The organism is Bacillus marasmi (assembly GCF_902168435.1).
Lineage (GTDB): Bacteria > Bacillota > Bacilli > Bacillales > Cytobacillaceae > Bacillus_BU > Bacillus_BU marasmi.
In genome coordinates this window covers 143,440-162,394 of the sequence record NZ_LR656170.1, presented here as the reverse complement: position 1 = coordinate 162,394, position 18,955 = coordinate 143,440, and the positions used below count along the sequence as shown (strand labels likewise).

At 39.7% G+C, this 18,955-nt stretch carries 17 protein-coding genes and 1 pseudogene; 15 read left to right on the top strand and 3 right to left on the bottom strand.

Annotation, left to right across the window (positions count from 1 at the left end):
• The first annotated feature begins 246 nt into the window (after window positions 1-246).
• From FXW34_RS11340 to FXW34_RS11285, 12 genes are all read left to right on the top strand, one after another.
• Window positions 247-1,959, top strand: coding sequence for a cytochrome c3 family protein (locus tag FXW34_RS11340; protein WP_246141009.1), 1,713 nt, complete (start codon window positions 247-249; stop codon window positions 1,957-1,959).
• Window positions 1,960-2,320: 361 nt separating this feature from the next.
• Entirely contained in the window at window positions 2,321-3,127 is an 807-nt protein-coding gene (locus FXW34_RS11335; protein WP_147534105.1) for a TerC family protein, read from the top strand.
• A 122-nt stretch (window positions 3,128-3,249) separates the two neighbouring features.
• Entirely contained in the window at window positions 3,250-3,933 is a 684-nt protein-coding gene (locus FXW34_RS11330; RefSeq protein ID WP_147534104.1) for a zinc metallopeptidase, read from the top strand.
• Between the two features lie 50 nt (window positions 3,934-3,983).
• Window positions 3,984-5,282: a hemolysin family protein gene (locus FXW34_RS11325; RefSeq protein ID WP_147534103.1), complete on the top strand. Its 1,299-nt coding sequence runs from the start codon at window positions 3,984-3,986 to the stop codon at window positions 5,280-5,282.
• Window positions 5,283-5,430: 148 nt separating this feature from the next.
• Window positions 5,431-6,532, top strand: a protein-coding gene (gene prfB / locus FXW34_RS11320; protein WP_147534102.1) for a peptide chain release factor 2 whose coding sequence is annotated in 2 segments (ribosomal slippage) — window positions 5,431-5,502 and window positions 5,504-6,532 — 1,101 coding nt in all. Because the reading frame shifts where the segments join, the coding sequence is not laid out codon by codon here.
• Window positions 6,533-6,856: 324 nt separating this feature from the next.
• Window positions 6,857-7,723, top strand: coding sequence for a YitT family protein (locus FXW34_RS11315; RefSeq protein ID WP_147534101.1), 867 nt, complete (start codon window positions 6,857-6,859; stop codon window positions 7,721-7,723).
• A 55-nt stretch (window positions 7,724-7,778) separates the two neighbouring features.
• The gene (gene cccB, locus FXW34_RS11310) at window positions 7,779-8,102 is read left to right on the top strand and encodes a cytochrome c551 (RefSeq protein ID WP_147534100.1); all 324 of its coding nucleotides are present in this window, start codon (window positions 7,779-7,781) and stop codon (window positions 8,100-8,102) included.
• A gap of 424 nt (window positions 8,103-8,526) precedes the next feature.
• Window positions 8,527-9,213: a cell division ATP-binding protein FtsE gene (gene ftsE / locus FXW34_RS11305; protein WP_147534099.1), complete on the top strand. Its 687-nt coding sequence runs from the start codon at window positions 8,527-8,529 to the stop codon at window positions 9,211-9,213.
• Window positions 9,203-10,096, top strand: a complete 894-nt coding sequence (ftsX, locus tag FXW34_RS11300; protein WP_147534098.1) for a permease-like cell division protein FtsX — start codon at window positions 9,203-9,205, stop codon at window positions 10,094-10,096. Before ftsE ends, ftsX begins: the two co-directional genes overlap by 11 nt.
• Window positions 10,097-10,267: 171 nt before the next feature.
• Window positions 10,268-11,548, top strand: a complete 1,281-nt coding sequence (locus FXW34_RS11295; protein ID WP_147534097.1) for a murein hydrolase activator EnvC family protein — start codon at window positions 10,268-10,270, stop codon at window positions 11,546-11,548.
• Between the two features lie 321 nt (window positions 11,549-11,869).
• A complete protein-coding gene (locus FXW34_RS11290) occupies window positions 11,870-13,318 on the top strand; it encodes a S41 family peptidase (protein WP_147534096.1) in 1,449 nt (482 codons plus the stop codon).
• Between the two features lie 293 nt (window positions 13,319-13,611).
• On the top strand, window positions 13,612-14,808 hold the full coding sequence (locus tag FXW34_RS11285) for a PDZ domain-containing protein (protein WP_147534095.1): 1,197 nt from the start codon (window positions 13,612-13,614) through the stop codon (window positions 14,806-14,808).
• 185 nt (window positions 14,809-14,993) lie between these two features.
• Here FXW34_RS11285 and FXW34_RS11280 read toward each other — a convergent pair whose 3' ends face one another.
• From FXW34_RS11280 to FXW34_RS11270, 3 genes are all read right to left on the bottom strand, one after another.
• On the bottom strand, window positions 14,994-15,503 hold the full coding sequence (locus FXW34_RS11280; protein WP_147534094.1) for a DoxX family membrane protein: 510 nt from the start codon (window positions 15,501-15,503) through the stop codon (window positions 14,994-14,996).
• A gap of 111 nt (window positions 15,504-15,614) precedes the next feature.
• Complete coding sequence (locus FXW34_RS11275) at window positions 15,615-16,616, bottom strand: cation diffusion facilitator family transporter (protein ID WP_147534093.1); 1,002 nt, start codon at window positions 16,614-16,616, stop codon at window positions 15,615-15,617.
• Window positions 16,617-16,703: 87 nt separating this feature from the next.
• Window positions 16,704-16,979, bottom strand: a complete 276-nt coding sequence (locus FXW34_RS11270; protein ID WP_147534092.1) for a hypothetical protein — start codon at window positions 16,977-16,979, stop codon at window positions 16,704-16,706.
• Window positions 16,980-17,152: 173 nt separating this feature from the next.
• Between FXW34_RS11270 and FXW34_RS22915 the strand changes: the two genes are divergently transcribed.
• The 3 genes and pseudogenes from FXW34_RS22915 (at window position 17,153) to FXW34_RS11260 (ending at window position 18,746) form a co-directional block, all read left to right on the top strand.
• Window positions 17,153-17,317 carry a lipoprotein gene (locus FXW34_RS22915; protein WP_187118916.1) on the top strand — a complete coding sequence of 55 codons (165 nt, stop codon included), beginning with the start codon at window positions 17,153-17,155 and terminating at the stop codon, window positions 17,315-17,317.
• Window positions 17,318-17,332: 15 nt separating this feature from the next.
• Window positions 17,333-17,647, top strand: a pseudogene (locus tag FXW34_RS11265) (redoxin domain-containing protein); the annotation flags it as partial.
• Window positions 17,648-17,819: 172 nt separating this feature from the next.
• Window positions 17,820-18,746 carry a cation diffusion facilitator family transporter gene (locus FXW34_RS11260; protein ID WP_147534090.1) on the top strand — a complete coding sequence of 309 codons (927 nt, stop codon included), beginning with the start codon at window positions 17,820-17,822 and terminating at the stop codon, window positions 18,744-18,746.
• Window positions 18,747-18,955: the final 209 nt, after the last annotated feature.

Below are 18,955 nucleotides of genomic sequence, written 5' to 3'. Positions count from 1 at the left end.
GCGCCTAGGGGCTCGGGTCACAAGTCAAGCCCTTCCGGAAATCAGGATTTCCTGCAGGTCTCTCCTTGTGCCTGTCGCCCCTGAGCAAGGCGCTTGCACTTTTCTATTAGACATGTCGGCAAATTGTCAAAAATATTGACTTATCGAACATAAACAACATTCAATATGTTGATATAATAAATTCGAGATCAAAATCTCAGTCAATGCTTGATAATTTCACTGAAGAGGATGAATATCGTGAAAAGGATGAACTATAAACGAAGGCTATTTACTTACATCGTAATATGGAGCGTTTTCTTTAGTTCCTTCCTTATCTATTCTCCTGCGAACATTGCTCTTTCAGCACCGAGTGATCCGAATGATACAGTTCAATCACCCGGAAATGGATCGAGCACTGAAGACTCAAAGGTTGAATTAGTAAATGAAGAGGTCAATGCGCCAACAGTACCTACTGATGGTTCAGGGGTAGCTATTGATGATAGCGCAACGACAGACAAAACAACTGAAGGAAAGCCGACCCCTAATGAGGCTGCTGCAGCAACTCTTACTAAAAGTAGTTTGGAAGCCGCAGTAGAAAATGACTTAACATTATCCTCAGTGGATTCCGGCCCAAGACCGTTTGTCACTAGCATCAAGCTAATGGCTTACGAAAATGCTCCGGAAGTAAATACTCCAGACAGCAAAGTATTAGATTTACGTACTCCTGAAAAAGGAACGGTTAAGGAAAAATTGGATGCTGGCTTCGAACAACTTTTACCAGAAGCAGATAGAGCACCGAATGTAGCTGACTATCAACCAGCAGAGGATATGACTCAAGTTCGGTTAAACTCGAAGATTTATCTTTCTTTTAGCGAACCAGTTGTATTTGATAAAAATAATCCACCAGTATTTGTTTATCCAGAAGATGGTTCAGAACCAATAGCATTGACTTTTGCAGAGCAAGCAAACTACACTGAGGTGACCTTAACACCAGTACAAGCATTAGCAGCAAACAAAACTTACTATCTCTTTGTGAATCCTGCAGTTAAAGATGCTGACGGTTTAGGTATCATTACAAAAACGCTTGAGTTTACAACTCGCTCATTTAAGCATTCTGTAGATATTCACGGGAATTATGGCAATAACACTAATTCATGTGCTAACTGTCATAGCACCCATACTGGACAAAACGAAAAATTACTAGGTGGAACACTAGGTTCACAGGATCCAACAGAAACATTATGTATGGCTTGTCATGATGGCACGATTGCAGTAAAAATGGCTAATTATGATAAAGATAGCGGACATTTCCAGGTTCATGAACTTTCGAAGGAAGAAGGTTATACCTGTGCGAGCTGTCATAACCCTCATACTTCATGGATCGGAGATGATCTGAGCACACCAGATGTAAATGAGGCAAATCCAAGTAAGATTAAAAACCATATGAATAACACTTATGGTAAATCAACAGGACTTGCATCTCAATTCACAATGTGCTTGAAGTGCCATGATGGTACTAATTCAAATGTTACGAACATCAATAAATACTATGAAGATGCTGATATTCTAGCGGCATCAGGTCACAATTTTGCTGGAATTGAAGGCTATTCAGCTGGCGGACAAATGCCATGTGCTGATTGCCATGAAACTCACGGTTCTGACAATTATGCTTCATTAAAAGAGAATCTTGGACATGTAAGCAGAGCTGACAAGCTAACCGGTGTTAGTGATTGGTCGCCATTAAATGAACGAGCTTTCTGTTTGAAGTGTCATAACGGAACAACTGATATGTATGGTAAAATGGGAACGATTCCTTCTCCAGAACAAGTTGGTCATTTGCAAGACGGAACAAATGATAATATTTCATGTTCAACCTGTCATGGTACTTCTACAAATGCCGATCCAGTTTTGAGAGAAAAAGAACAGCGTCAAAGTGCAGCACACGCACCTGTGAAGCTGGGAACTCCAGAACAGCCATAATTAATAAAATTAAAGCTGATTCAACGTACTGTTGGATCAGCTTTTTTATTTTAGTATAGCTAATCCTAAGTGTTATTCACATTTTTTTATTGACATCAGCGGGAAATTCCCGTACATTAATAGTAATATCATATTTCCTTTTAAAGGGGAGTAGCTGGACAGTAAAGTCGTCATTCCGAGAAACTTGTTTCTCCGGCTTTATTGGCAACGTGACGTTGTTAGCGAGACCTTTACTTGTAAGAGTAAAGGTCTTTTTTGTATTCATGAGACCTTTACCAACATCTCTGGTATGGGTCTTTTTTGTTGCCGCTTGAACGGGATGTGACTTATTAAACTAACTTTTAAAAGGAGGATTTCTTTAATGGAATTATCATTATTATTAGAGTACGGCTGGGTATTACTTGTCCTAATCGTTCTAGAGGGACTTTTAGCTGCGGATAATGCATTGGTGCTGGCGATTATGGTAAAGCACTTACCGCTTGAAAAACGGAAGAAAGCCTTATTTTATGGCTTGGCAGGAGCATTTGTTTTTCGCTTTGTTTCCTTATTTGTTATTTCGTTCCTTGTAGATGTATGGCAGCTGCAAGCAATTGGTGCATTGTATCTTTTATTCATGGCAGGGAATCATATTTTTCGAAAGCTTGTTAAAGGAAAAGTGGATGAAGCAGAAGAACAAAAGCAAAAGGCGAAGAAAAAAGGTTCAGGTTTCTGGACTACAGTTTTAAAAGTTGAAGTTGCAGATATCGCGTTTGCAGTGGATTCTATACTTGCTGCGGTTGCCTTAGCTGTCATGCTTCCTGAAACACCACTACCGAACATTGGTGGATTAGATGGCGGAAAATTCTTGGTTATATTCGCAGGTGGTATGATTGGATTAATCATCATGCGTTTTGCAGCCAACCTGTTTGTTGATTTATTGCACAAGCGTCCAGGTTTGGAAATTGCCGCATTTATGATTGTTGGCTGGGTTGGTGTAAAGCTTGCTGTTTATACGCTTTCACATCCAGCGCTTGGCGTATTAAGTGAATCTTTCTCACATTCAATGCTGTGGAAAGTAACCTTCTATGTTGTCCTAGTTGGAATCGCACTTGGCGGTTGGGTCTTCTCAAAAGAAACACCACAACCAGAAGCTACAGCATCATCTGATAACGAAACAAGTGCTATATAGAAAATTGAAACTTTTTGTATTCTTGTTCGTATGAATGTAATAGAAGCCAATTATTTACGGGGGCGAGGCGTCCCCTTCCCAATTTTAACAAAGAACTACAAAATAAAATGGAGGTATTCAACTTGTTTTTTCACCCAATGGACTTTTTAATCATTATTGCATTTGGTATTTCACTTTGGGCACAATTTCGCGTAAAAGGAACTTTCAATAAATGGGTCGAAGTGCCAACAAGAACAGGAGCATCTGGAGCAGAAGTAGCACGGGCACTCCTCGATCGAAACGGCCTGTCACACATTCCAATTGAAGTTGTCCGTGGTACACTATCAGACCACTATGATCCAATCCATAAGGTTGTAAGACTCTCAGAAGCTGTGTATTATGGAAAATCAATTTCGTCTATCTCAGTTGCTGCTCACGAAATTGGACATGCTATTCAGCATAAAGAAGGCTATACAGCATTAACACTACGTCACAAAATGTTTCCTGTCGTAAACATTGCTTCTGGAATTGCGCCGTTCTTACTTATTGGTGGATTCCTATTTAAGGCCCTATCATTAATCGGTATAGGCATTATCTTTTTCTCAGTGGCGGTGGCGTTCCAGTTAATAACATTACCGGTTGAGTTTAATGCTAGCTCACGCGCGCGAAATCTGATGCTTGCAGAAGGCTTCCTATATAATGACGAAGAGCATGGTGTTAAAAAAGTATTAGGAGCAGCAGCCTTAACCTATGTTGCTGCAGCACTAATTTCCTTGCTTGAATTGCTAAAATATGTCATGATTTTTACACAGGGAGACGACGATTAATATACTTTTTACATCATGGAGGTGTAAGCCTTACATTGTAGGGCATTATTTTGATAATAATAAACCTTGTTTTATTTGCAGTATTAATTGCTTTTTCAGGCTTTTTCGTCGCAACAGAGTTTGCGATTGTAAAGGTTAGGGGCTCTAGGCTCGATCAATTAGTTGATGAAGGAAAAAAAGGTGCACTTGCCGCCAAAGACGTAACATCACATCTTGATGATTATTTGTCTGCCTGTCAGTTGGGGATTACCGTTACTTCACTAGGCCTTGGTTGGTTAGGTGAGCCGACGGTTGAACGTCTATTGCACCCGCTATTTGAAAAGTTGCAGATAGACACATCTATCTCAAGCGTCTTATCGTTTGTGATCGCCTTTGGTGGTGTAACTTTCCTTCACGTCGTGGTTGGGGAATTGGCACCGAAAACATTGGCTATCCAAAAAGCTGAATCAGTCACATTAGCAGTTGCAAAGCCAATTAGATTGTTTTATAAATTGATGTTTCCATTTATTTGGATTTTGAATCATTCTGCACGTGCTGTCACAGGTTTATTTGGCCTCAAGCCAACCTCTGAGCACGAGTTGGCCCACTCTGAGGAAGAACTAAGAATCTTGCTTTCTGAAAGCTTAGAAGGTGGAGAAATCAATCAAAGCGAGTACAAATACGTTAATAACATCTTTGAATTCGATGAGCGTTTGGCCAAGGAAATTATGGTGCCGCGAACCGAGATTGTTAGCTTTGATATAGAAGATGACATTGAGACAATTAAGACGATTATCCAAAAAGAGAAATACACGCGTTACCCAGTAGTTGAGGGTGACAAGGACAATATTCTCGGCATGATCAATATTAAAGAGTTGCTGACAGCTAATTTGCGACGCGAGGACCTTCAAAATGAAATGGACTTAAGCTCTTTAGTAAAGCCGGTTATTCGAGTTATTGAAACAATCCCGATTCATGATCTGTTAGTGAAAATGCAAAAGGAACGAATTCATATGGCGATTTTACTGGACGAGTATGGTGGAACCTCGGGATTAGTGACTGTTGAGGATATCCTCGAGGAAATCGTGGGTGAAATTCGCGATGAGTTTGACGCTGATGAAGTTGCTGAAATTCGTAAAATTGGACCAAATCACTTTATCTTTAGTGCAAGGGTTTTAGTGGATGAAGTGAATGACACACTAGGGACAAATCTTTCAGAGGAAGATGTCGACACGATTGGTGGTTGGTTCTTAACCCGTAACATTGATGCCAAACTCGGCGATGAAATGGAAGACGAAGGCTATATTTTTAAAGTAAAAGAGATAGACGGCCATCATATATTATTTTTAGAAGTGAAGAAAAAAGCATAATTGACTTTATGGCAGTTCTAAATCATTAGGTTTAGAGCTGCCTTTTGCATTATTTTTACAAGGTGCTTGTTAACTAAACCAGATACCTTTACCTGCGTCGGTTTAAAACAGTATAATATAATATAACTTTTATTTGAGGTGAAGTTTCATGGAATTAGCGGATATTCGCAATGAATTGGAGAAAATAGCTAAGAAATTAGCGGGATTTAGGGGGTCTCTTTGACCTAGAAAATAAAGAGGCGCGAATTGCTGAGCTTGAAGATATTATGTTGCAGCCAAGCTTTTGGGACGATCAACAGGCTGCACAAGTTATTATCAGCGAATCGAATGCCCTAAAGGATCAGGTTCACGTTTTTTATGAACTGAATGAATCCTATGAAAATCTTGAAGTCACTTACGAGCTTGTGAAGGAAGAAGCAGACGCGGAACTTCAGGCTGAATTGGAAACAGAATTAAACGAACTGACTGAACGTTTGAGTAAATTTGAGCTCGAACTTTTACTAAGTGAACCTTATGATAAAAATAATGCGATTTTAGAGCTTCACCCAGGTGCGGGTGGAACTGAATCTCAAGACTGGGGTTCGATGCTGTTGCGCATGTACACGCGCTGGGCTGAGAAAAAAGGCTTTAAGGTTGAAACGCTAGATTATTTACCTGGTGATGAAGCGGGGATAAAAAGTGTTACACTGGCGATTAAAGGCCACAATGCATATGGATATTTGAAGGCCGAAAAGGGTGTTCATCGCCTAGTGCGTATATCACCATTTGATGCTTCAGGTCGTCGCCACACTTCCTTTGTATCGTGTGAAGTCATGCCGGAATTCAATGAAGAAATTGAAGTTGAAGTTCGTACTGAGGATTTAAAAATTGATACGTATCGTTCAACTGGTGCCGGTGGTCAGCATATCAATACAACCGATTCTGCCGTGCGGATAACGCATATACCATCCGGAGTTGTTGTTACTTGCCAATCGGAACGTTCGCAAATTAAAAACCGTGAAGCTGCGATGAAAATGTTAAAGGCTAAGCTTTATCAAAAGGAAATTGAGAAGCAGGAGCAGCAGTTAGCCGAAATCCGTGGTGAGCAAAAGGACATTGGTTGGGGAAGTCAAATCCGTTCTTATGTATTCCACCCGTACTCAATGGTTAAGGATCATCGGACCAACACCGAAAGTGGAAACGTCCAAGCAGTAATGGACGGTGATATTAACCAATTTATTGATGCTTACCTACGCTGGAAACTTAAATAATAAGGATATTTGTACCTATGCAATCTGCGCAAATTGCATAGGTTTTTTTATGTCGCGATATTAATATTCTCGAACAAATTTCCATAAGCTAGATTAAAGTTAGCTGTTTTTAGAGAACGGCGATTAAATAGAAATTTTGGCGATTAAATTAGAATTTTGGCGATTAAATTGAAAAATTGGCGATTAAATTAGAATTTTGGCGATTAAATCGAAAAATCGGCGATTAAATCAGAATTTCGGCGATTAATATACAAATCTAACGGAAAAAATCAAAATACCTTTTTCCGCAACTTACTATATAACTAAACCTCTGAGGAGCACAATATGAAAAGACAACTTGATCGTTTTGGGGAAAACAAGCTTAGTACGAAAATCTTTGAATACTTCTTAGTGTTAGTTGGAGCGGCATTTGTAGCGATTTCGTTTAATGTGTTACTCTTGCCAAACCGCGTAGCTTCAGGAGGAGTGAGCGGAATTAGTACGATTTTATACGAAGTAATGGGGTGGGAGCCCGCATATGTCCAGTGGTCATTAAACATTCCACTTTTTATTGCAGGTGTATTATTGCTAGGTAAGCAATTTGGGGTAAAGACGCTTGTTGGAACGGTTTTCCTTCCGTTAGTTGTTTTTGTAACAAAGGATTGGAAGCCCTGGACAACGGATCCACTCCTTGCCTCAATATTTGGCGGGGTTGTCGTGGGACTGGGAATTGGCATCGTGTTCAAGGGAAGAGCTTCGACTGGTGGTACGGACTTGGCTGCCCAAATCATTCACAAATACAGCGGGTTATCACTTGGCACCTGTGTTGCTGTCATTGATGGACTAATCGTGCTATCCGCTGCGCTTGTATTTAATATTGAAAGCGGTTTATATGCCTTATTAAGCTTGTATGCTACTAGTAAAACAATCGACCTTGTTCAGGTCGGGCTCGGTTTATCAAAAATGGCGATGATTATCACCAATAATGAAGGAGAAGTTCGTCAAGCTATTCTAAAAGTAATGGACAGAGGTGTGACAAAACTAGTTGCGCATGGTGGATATACCGACTCTGAACGCCCTATTTTAATGTGTGTATTTAATCACACAGAGTTCACAAAGTTGAAACAATTAGTGAAAAGCATTGACCCGACTGCATTTGTCATCGTTATGGAGGCATCAGAGGTATTAGGTGAGGGTTTCAAAAGGACATAAAATTGTTATAATATGTGTGATAAGTTACATTGACATTCAAGGGGGATTTCTGGAAATGAAAAAGAAACTTTTTGGTCTTTTAATCGGAACATCTATCTTACTTGCTGCCTGTGGCGGTGGCGGTGAAGAAACAAAGGATACTGCAGGTGGCGCAGCAGATCCAGAAAAATTATTTTCACAAAAATGCTCAAGCTGTCATGGTGCAGACCTTAAAGGCGGCGGCGGCGGTGCCTTCCCTGATTTAACAGCTGTTGGTTCAAGACTTTCTAAAGAAGAAATCGAAACTGTAATTCTTGAAGGTAAAGGTTCAATGCCAAAAGGCCAGTTAACTGGTGGAGATGCAACTGCAGTTGCTGAATGGTTAGCTGAAAAGAAATAATTACATAAAGCGTCTTGGGCATTTTCGCCCAAGGCGTTTTTTTATTAGGAATTTCGATGTGATTTTTTATAAATATTACAAATGTAGATATTAGTCGAATATGGTCGAAAGAAAACTGTATATATTGCAATTTATTGGAAAAAATACGCAAGATTTCATCTGTGACAAAAGAACCAATTTACACAAATTATGACATCAATAGCATTTATGATACGAAACTGTAATATTTTTTTTTCTCAATTAATCATTTGATAATGTTATAATTGTTTATGGTGTCGAACGAAATATTATTTTGCAGTAATTTGTTCGATAATATTTCAGCGTTAATTGCTTGGGGAAAAATAAAAAAATTGTCGAAAAAGCTTTTTTATATAGAAAGAGAAAAGAAGGCTCCTATGACATACTTAGACTAAAGGTGATATTAATGATAGAAATGCAGGATGTGTACAAAAAATATCCAAACGGTGTTACAGCTGTTAATGGAATTAGTGTTCAAATTAAACAAGGTGAATTTGTATATGTCGTTGGTCCAAGTGGTGCAGGGAAATCTACTTTTATTAAAATGATGTACCGTGAGGAAAAACCAACGAAAGGTGACATCATGATTAATGGTGTTAACTTATCAAGAATTAAAAATAGCAAAGTTCCGCTATTACGTCGAAATATTGGTGTTGTATTCCAGGACTTTAAACTTTTACAAGGCTTAACAGTTTATGAAAATGTAGCCTTTGCGTTAGAAGTTATTGAAGAGCAGCCCAAATATATTAAGAAACAGGTTATGGAAACATTAGAGCTTGTTGGTTTAAGGCATAAGGCGAGAATGCTTCCATCTGAGCTTTCAGGCGGAGAGCAGCAGCGTGTCTCGATTGCTCGCTCAATTGTAAATGCGCCAAAGGTTGTCATCGCTGATGAACCAACTGGAAATCTTGATCCTGATACGTCTTGGGAGATCATGAACATCTTTGAGGAAATTAACACCAGAGGCACAACCGTTGTTATGGCGACCCATAACCGCGAAATCGTAAATACGATTAAAAAACGTGTTATTGCCATTGAATCTGGTAAAATTGTCCGAGATGAACAGAAAGGTGAATATGGCTATGAAAATTAGGACAATTCGCCGTCATATTAGAGAAAGTTTGCGGAGTATAGCTCGTAATGGTTGGATGACGTTTGCATCTGTTGGTGCTGTCACAGTTACACTCTTACTTGTCGGTGTATTTTTCGTGATTATGATGAACCTCAACAATGTTGCAACAACAATTGAAGAGGATGTTGAAATTCGAGTCCACATTGATGTGGCTGCCAATAAAGAAGATCAACAAATTTTACGGACACAAATCGAGCAGATTCCCGAGGTCAAAACGGTAAAGTTCTCATCCAAGGAAGATGAATTGGAAGGGATTATTGATAGCCTTGGAGAAGAGGGAGAAGCTTTTAAACTGTTCGAACAGGACAATCCGTTAAACGATGTCTATATCGTAAAAACGAAAAATCCAGTTGATACGATGAAAACGGCCAAGAAAATTGAAAAGCTTGAATACGCAGCAAAAGTAAAATATGGACAAGGTGAAGTTGAAAAGTTATTTGGTTTTACAAAAATAAGTCGTAATGTCGGACTAGCATTAATTGCAGGGTTGTTGTTTACGGCGATCTTCTTAATTTCCAATACCATCAAAATTACGATTGTTGCACGCAGAAGAGAAATTGAGATCATGAGGCTTGTTGGAGCAACAAATGCCTTTATTCGTTGGCCATTTTTCTTAGAAGGTTTATGGTTAGGCATTCTAGGTGCGGTTGCACCAATTATTGTAATTGGAATTGGTTATTTCTATATTCTTGACTATTTAAAGCCAAAGCTACAGAACCATTTCATTCAATTACTTGATTTCTCACCGTTTATTTTCCAAGTGTCAGGCTTACTTATTTTAATGGGTGCCTTAATCGGTGTTTGGGGAAGCTTAATGTCTGTTCGCAAATTCCTAAAGGTATAAAGTAAAGGAAAATATCGTTATATGCGATACAACTCTAGTTGTTTGTGCATGATGTCACGTTGTAAATAAAAAATGGAAGCTTAGCAGAGTCCTGATTGGTTTCGGCTAAGTTTCCTTTCGGTTTAAGCATGATGTTTTTTTATACAGAGAGAGAGTAGGGGGAATCAGAGCATGAAACGAACAGTCTTTACACTATCAGTCGTTACAGCATTACTACTTGGGAACGCTATTCCGGGGATAACCGCAGACACTGCAACAGCCTCTAAATTAAGCGATTTAAATAAGCAAAAAGAACAATTAAACAAGGAAAAATCGGGTGTGAATTCTGAGTTAAATGAATCCACACAAGAAATGAACACTATTAAAACTGAAAAAGAAGCACTTACTAGTGAAATGAAACGAATCGATTTAGCGATCGGTGATACAAATCTCAAAATGAATGAAAAATCACAGGAAATTGAAACAAAAAAGGGTGAAATTCAGCAGCTTCAAACTGAGGTTCAACAAATTACCGACCGAATCACAAAACGTAATGAATTGTTAAAGGATCGCGCCCGCTCTTTTCAAGAAAACGGTGGCCGTGTTACTTATATAGATGTGTTGGTTGGAGCCCAGACCTTTGGTGACTTTATTGATCGTGTTGGAGCTTTAGCTACTATTTTAGAGGCCGATCAAAATATTTTGCGCCATCATAAAGAAGATAAGCAGCTTTTAGAAGAAAAGCAAAAGCAAGTGGAAACAGATTTAGCAGCAGTTGAAAAGATGTATAAAGACTTAGAAGCAATGAATCGTCAATTATCTGCGCAAAAAACTGAAAAAGATCAAGTTCTCGCTTCGCTACAAGAAAAGGAAGAACAAATTCATGAAGAAGTACTTGCTTTGGAAGAGCAAGCGGCCATATTAGCTTCTCAACAAGCGGCCATTCAGCAGGCAATTAAGCTCGAGGAGCAACGCCTAAGGGACGAAGAAGCTGCCAAAGCTACTCAACCGTCGCAAGGGAATAATGGCGGTAACAACGGTGGAACAGGTGGAGGTTCTGGACCAGTTGTTTCAAACGGTTATTGGACGAAGCCGGCAGTTGGAACCCTTTCATCGGGCTTTGGCTATCGCGGTGGAGAAAATCACAAAGGTATAGATATCGCAAATAAAGTTTCTGTTCCAATCGTTGCAGCGGCAGACGGTGTTGTTATTAAATCCTATTATTCTACAAGTTACGGAAACTGTATTTTTGTTTCACATTATTACAATGGACAAGTTTACACAACCGTCTATGCACATATGAGCAGTCGGGTCGCTGGGAACGGTGCCACAGTACGAAAAGGTGATGTAATTGGTTATATGGGGAATACTGGATATTCCTTTGGGCAACATTTACACTTTGAGCTGCATGTCGGTGAGTGGAATGCAGCGAAGTCAAATGCTGTAAACCCATTAAACTATATACCTATGTAAATATGAATCTTGATTCTCCCCATTGAGGAGACGCTAATAAAAGCGTCTCCTCTTTTTTTCATCTAGCTCTGCTTTTGGTCTTTAACGCAGTGGGGGACAGTCCCTCATCGCTTCACCGCGATGAGGGACTGTCCCCCACTGCGTTAGTGCGCTAAAACCGAGGTTGGGTAAGCATAACTTGTCCTTAGGTTTCATATAAATGTATGGACATGGACATCGCACTATTCGTGTGGTGTCTTTTTGGAGGCTGGATGGAAGTTTAATCGAAGTCGAAGCAGCAGATTAAAGTGGCTTTTTCTAAAAGAGAATAGGAGGATGAGAATGAACCGAAAGTGGACAGCACTTATATTAGCATGTTCGCTGCTAACGGGAGCAGGAGGGACTTATGCTGGCTTGTCGTGGTGGGAAAGTCGTTCAGAGGGGGACAAGACTACAGTAGCAAGCAAAAACAGCCAAGATGAAAAATCAACTGCTGCCGATGAGTTGCAAAAGGTATCGCAAGCCTATGATCTTATTAAAAATCGCTATGTTGAGAAAGTGGAGGAGGAGACACTTGTTGAAGGAGCGATTCAGGGTATGCTTTCCAAGCTAGAGGATCCGTATTCCGTTTATATGAATGAAGAAACAGCCAAGCAATTCAGTCAAACACTTGAATCCTCATTCGAAGGAATCGGTGCTGAGGTGAGCAGCATTGAAGGTAAAATTGTTATTGTGTCTCCATTCAAAGGTTCACCAGCCGAAAAAGCGGGCTTAAAGCCAAATGATCAAATTCTTAAAGTTGATAATGAAAGTGTTCTCGGCCTGGATTTATACGAAGCTACACTGAAAATCCGTGGTGAAAAAGGGACTAAGGTAAAGCTAGAAATTCAACGTGAAGGCTTAAGTAAACCGTTAAAGGTGGAAATAAAACGTGATGAAATTCCGTTAGAAACCGTTCATGGTGAAATAAAGAAAGAGGATGGCAAACAAATAGGTTATATTGAAATCACCACTTTCTCAGAAAATACCGCACAGGATTTTAAGAAGAAGCTGATAGCTTTTGAAAAGGAAGGTATTGATGGCCTGATTTTGGATGTCCGTGGAAATCCAGGCGGCTTGCTGACAAGCGTTGAACAAATTCTACGTGAATTTATAACAGACAAAAAGCCATATGTGCAAATCGAACAGCGTAACGGCGAAAAGCTTCGTTATTTTTCTGACCTCAAAAAGAAAAAAACGTACGAGATTGCTATTTTGATTGATAAGGGCAGTGCATCTGCTTCTGAGATTCTAGCAGGTGCTTTGAATGAAGCAGAGGGCTATGCGCTAATTGGTGAAAAAACCTTTGGGAAAGGTACCGTCCAACAAGCTGTACCGATGGGGGATGGTAGTAACATCAAGCTAACGCTATTTAAATGGTTGACCCCAGATGGCAATTGGATTCATAAAAAGGGAATTGCACCAACCGTGGAGGTTAGTCAGCCGGCGATGTATCGTACTCATCCTCTGAACCTTGAGAAGCCACTAAAATTGGATATGAACGATGAGCAGGTTAAAAATGCCCAGGAAATATTAGAAGGACTTGGTTTTTCACCAGGCCGTTCTGATGGTTATTTTAGCGAAGAAACCGCGACGGCGGTAAAGGCATTTCAACAGGTAAAAGAACTAAAACCAACTGGAATTATTGATGAAAAGACAGCATACAGCCTTGTGGAGGCGATTCGTGACGAGCTCGGCAAAGAGAAAAATGACTTACAGTTGAAAACAGCGTTAAAGTATGTAAGCAAATAATTCAGCTTTGAAGGAGCTCGGGTTTCATGCGAGCTCCCATTTCTTTATGGAATCGGTTATATCACCAATCAAATTCTTATCACACTATCATTTTGGTAAAAAAACACAAATTTGTCGACAGCACATGAGAAATCCGTCGAGAAATTTTCTAAATATGCCACCATCCCCTAATCCAACAAGCATTGTCCTCAAATCTGTCGCTATTTCCAAGAAACTAGTAATAGGTTTTATGCTTGATTTTTGCTAGAATATATAGTAATAGATTTCGGAAACTAGCAGGGCAGGTGGCATTAGTGGCAAAGGATTGGCTAATTGAGTTACTGTTTGGGACGGGAAAGCTGTTTTTGAATCCGGTCTTTTATTTATTATTTTTCTTAGCTGCATGGCTTGGAGTTAGTCGGGTCAAGCGGGAGCGACGGAATTTCCATGTACGTGTTGAAAATGCTTATTTCGAATTGCGTCAGCTTTTACCAATAGGCTCGTTAATCGGCCTTTGTCTGTCAGTATTCCTTGTGGCTATTGGAATAGTGATCCCTACAGAATTTGTTGTGATAATGGCTTCGATATCTGTCATTATCATGCTTACGACAAAGGTTCGTTTCTTGTCGCCAGCTTATACAATTGGAATAGCAGCAATCATCATGATTATCCTTGATTGGCAAAACATTTCATTGCCATTTTTTGGTGAAATCCAATTAGAGGAGCTTACATATTCTGCAATCGCTATTTTATTAGGATTATTGATTATGGGTGAGGGTATCCTCATTAATTGGAATGGAAAAAAAGGTACTTCGCCGATGTTGATTAACGGAAAACGTGGTGCAAAGGTAGGTGCTCACGAGCTAAGACGAGTTTGGATGCTCCCAGCTTTCTTGGTCATTCCCGGGGAGCTTCTCAAGATTCCACTTGATTGGTGGCCAACCTTTTCAGCAGGTGGAGAAACCTATTCGTTGCTGCTTGTGCCGTTCGCGATTGGTGTTCACCAGCAGGTTCAAGGCAGGGTTCCACAAGTGGCTATCCAGGCTCTAGGAAAGCAAGTCATTAACCTCGGAGCAATCGTCACACTACTTGGTTTGGCAAGCTTTTTCCTTCCACTCGCAGCACTTGGAGTGATTGGAGTTGCGATGATTACGCGTGAAACTCTTACTTGGAAGCAAATCATGAATGAACGCAATTTACCGTTTTATTTTTCCAAAAAAAATCAAGGTATGAGGATTCTTGGCATACTCCTTGATACACCTGCCAGTAAAATGGGGCTAAAGGTGGGAGAAGTGATCACGAAGGTAAATGGACAAACAGTGGCGGATGAGGAGTCGTTTTACGAGGCGCTGCAGCGAAATCGCGCGCTTTGTAAGCTTGAGGTGCTTGATGTTAACAACGAGATTCGATTTGTGCAAAGAGCGTTATACGAAGGCGATCATCATAAACTAGGGATTCTCTTTGTTCAAGAAGATAAACAGGATGAGTTTCAAACTGCAATGGGAAATTAATCCTTTTGAAAAATTAATCGCATTTTTCGACACGGAAATAGACTAAGGTGCATACATTAAACTACTCACTACCAAAGAACAATGGGAAGCTCGACTTCTCGTTGTTCTTTTATTTTTTCGCAATGAAAGTAGAATGAAATTAAAACCTCCAAATCCAATCAAAAACGGATTTGGAGGAGAGATTATTAGGTCGTTTTTGGTGCGACATTGTCGCCTTTACGGAAAAGGGTTCTTCGCAGAAATGGAATGACCCATCGGTCTAGTCCAAAGCGACCAGCGTTATAACCAGCAAATAAAATTAACGTTCCGAAGAAAATATCGGTTGGGTTATGAGAAACCGTTCCAGCTAGGAAGAATGAGAAGTTCATCAACAACCCGAAAAATGCAGCAGCAGTTGTTAAGCAACCAAGCAATAATCCGAGACCTACTAAGAACTCTCCAATTGGAACGACGGTATTAAAGATGCCTACATTAGGAAGCGCGAAATTTTCTAAAAATGCAACATACCACCCATAAACCATTCCGCCATCAGGGCCTTTTACTGGGTTGGCCACAGCATTTTTTAAATATCCAGATGCATCAAAGCCTCCAGTTAACTTGCCCCAACCAGCAGTTAACCAATTGTAGCCCATGTATATGCGTATCACTGCTAAAATAATTGAGGCAATTAAATTTTCCCGCAGAAAACTGACCATTGTAATTTTCCCTTCCTTTCGTTTAAAAAATCTCTATCACATTTCTTACTATTTGTTTTTGTGTATTTTTTTATGCAGTGATTAATAAAAAGTTTAGGGATACGAAATATATTATTTCACCACTTCTTCGCGATATAATGGTGGCCAGTCCTTGATACCATTGTCTTCGATTATTCCTATCGTAACATCGGCAATGTCTGGGTCAGTCATCAAATGGTCGCGGATTCGGAATTTAATATCATCAGCATCCGCTAATGAAAGGCCGGGACAAAGCTCTACATAGCTTTCAACATGATAGTATCGTCCTTCCTGTGTAATCCTAATTTTATTAATATCAGTGACGGCAGTGTCGCTAAAAATCATTTTTATTACCTTTTCCTCAATGTCTTTAGGTGCAGCTACACCAATTAATCCAACCATATTATCGAAACCAACCCGAAATCCCACCACGAACATAAGCAGGCCGATTAATATCGTTGTGAGACCATCCAAAGCAGCAAAGTTGGTAATAGCAGTCACCACCACAGCAGTTAGGGCAAGAAGAGCACCTGAGACGGCAACTAAATCCTCATAAAACACCAATCTTGTGGCCGGTGCGGCACGGCGAACATTTTTGAAGGCACCGAAGAAGATTCCACTACCCTTAGCGAGCGAGTTCGTTTCTACATTTATTTCCTTCATTGCTTTGATTAGGATTGCTCCATCAATCGCTAAATTGACGACGAGGACAGCGATATTTAACCATAGCCCGCCATGAACGACAGCAGGGTGTTGAATGAGATGCCAACCTTCCTTTACAGTTTCGTAGGCCATAATGGTTACGACAATGACCGCTACCATACAAAAGAGATTTATGACCCGACCGAACCCTGTCGGGAACCGGGCAGTTGGCTTTTTTTCTGATAAAATACTACCAATAAACACAAAGCCTTGATTGACCGCATCGGCCAATGAATGCATGGCGGAAGCAAACATTGTTCCACTGCCACTCATTGCAGCTGCAACACCTTTTGTTGCTGCGATAACAGCATTCCCAGCCATTGCTACTGCGGATGATTTATTTCCTCGCTTTACAAGGGTGAAAAAATTATCTTGTTGTGTTGTATGTTCCACGTTGTTAATCCTCCAAAAAGAATTTTCGTTAGTATTCCCTTTTTTATTAAAATAAAAAAACCGCTAACAATTAGCGGTTATAGAGAATTAATCAATGACATTTTCTTGACTCTCAGTCAGACATGGATCTATTTGATTTAAAATTTGCTGATTTGTTTCTGCCATATCCATATTACAGGTTTTTCTGGAAGCTTCCCCATTTTTAGTTTCAAATCCCATAAGTGCCTTGCAACTTTCGACCATTTGAGCAACATTTGTTTCAATTTGTACTCTTTTTTCTAAATCTATTGTATTTGCCAAAACTGCTCCACCCAATCCAAATAAGGTCGAGACAAATAATATCGAAATAATGATTTTTTTCACTTATAATCAACCTCCGTAGGTTAATTATAAGTGAAAAAACATGCTTGACACCCAAATTATTTATTACAAAATAATGAAGGGAATTATATTGCAACATAACTTTCGGAAATTACATAAAAATACCCTGTACGCAAACCCTATACTAAATAGGAGTATATATAAGGAGGAAGAAAATGCGTAAATACATAATGATTGTGCTTTTAATTATGATTGGTTTATTCATAACTGGTTGTGGTAATGATGGCCCAATCACACTTCAAGATGACCAAGGCAAAGATGTCACATTCGAAAACATGGACGAGCCGGCGTTAGTTTTCTTCTTTACTGGAAACACCTGAGACTACTGTAAATCGCAGCTGGTCGAGCTGCAAAATAAAAAGGAACTTTTCAAAGAATTCCCTGGAAATATTTACGCTGTCAGTGTTTCATCCGTAAAGGATCATAAAAAATTAAAGGAAGAGCTTGGACTCGATTATCCGCTCGTATCTGATGAAGATTTAGATTTAATTAGAAAAGCGGAAATGGTGGATAAGAGTGCACCAAAATCATTGCGTGGCTTTGCAGTCCTTGATAAAGCTGGTAATGTACTAAGTTCCGAAGTCGTCGATCCATTCGGAAATGAAGCAGAAGGAATTATTTCCTTTGCTGCAGAACAGGTTGCTAAATAAGAAATAAATGACTGCCGGATTTTGCTCGATGTATTTGAGTGAAACCCGGTTTTTTTTAAATACAAAAACTATTCGATAATTTCGTTAAAAGGTGATTGACAATCAAACGGTTGTTTGAATAACATAAACATAGAGATATTTCATTAAGGATTGATAAAAGGAGGAACAGACTATGGGGCATCATCATCACCACGGTCATTCCCATGAGCATGGTCATCACCATCACTCAAGCAACCAAAAAGCACTTTTTTGGGCTTTCATTCTCATCGCCATATTTATGGTTGTCGAGGTAATTGGAGGGATACTAACTAATAGCTTGGCTTTACTATCTGATGCAGGACATATGCTTAGTGATGCGGTTGCCCTCGGCTTAAGCTTCTTTGCAATTAAAATAGGGCAGCGTAAGGCAACTATTAGTAAGTCTTATGGCTATAAGCGTTTTGAGATTATTGCTGCTGGCTTGAATGGCATTACCTTAATCGTTATTTCCTTATATATTTTTATTGAGGCCTATCAACGCTTTCAGGACCCGCCGGAAATTCAAAGCCTTGGGATGTTGACCATATCACTTATTGGACTTTTAGTAAATATTGCAGCCGCGTTTATCCTTATGAGCGGAGATAAGGATGGGAATTTAAATGTCCGCAGCGCTTTTCTACACGTCATTGGTGATATGCTAGGGTCTGTTGGGGCAATTTGTGCAGCACTCCTCATTTATTTCTTCGGCTGGGGATTCGCCGATCCAATCGCTAGTATCATTGTTGCTATCTTAATTTTGTTTAGCGGTTGGAATGTCACGAAGGAATCACTTCACATCTTGATGGAGGGAACGCCATCAAATATTGAGTGCGAAAAAGTAAAGCAGGCGTTAATGAAGATTCCATGTGTGAATGATGTCCACGACTTGCATGTTTGGTCAATTACCTCAGGAATGCCGATGCTAACTTGCCACATCTCGATTGGGGATGCGACAAGTCACGACACCGTCCTAACTAACGCTCAATCACTGCTCCATGACCAATTTGGAATTGACCATAGTACAATCCAAGTGGAACAAACAGCCCAAGGTTGCGCTAGCCCGCATGGGACATGTAATTAATTGTAATAAAAGTAGGAACAGTCGGTAGGGGCTGTTCCTGTTTTTATTTTAAAAGAAGTAATATTTTCTGCATTCTAGCCGGCTTCTATAGACGACAAATTAATGCCGAATTTTTGTTAAACAATGTTCACTTTCCCTGAGGTTTTCTTCACATCATCAACATAACTATTTCATATACTTTTTCTATTCTTAATACACGAAAAGGTAGT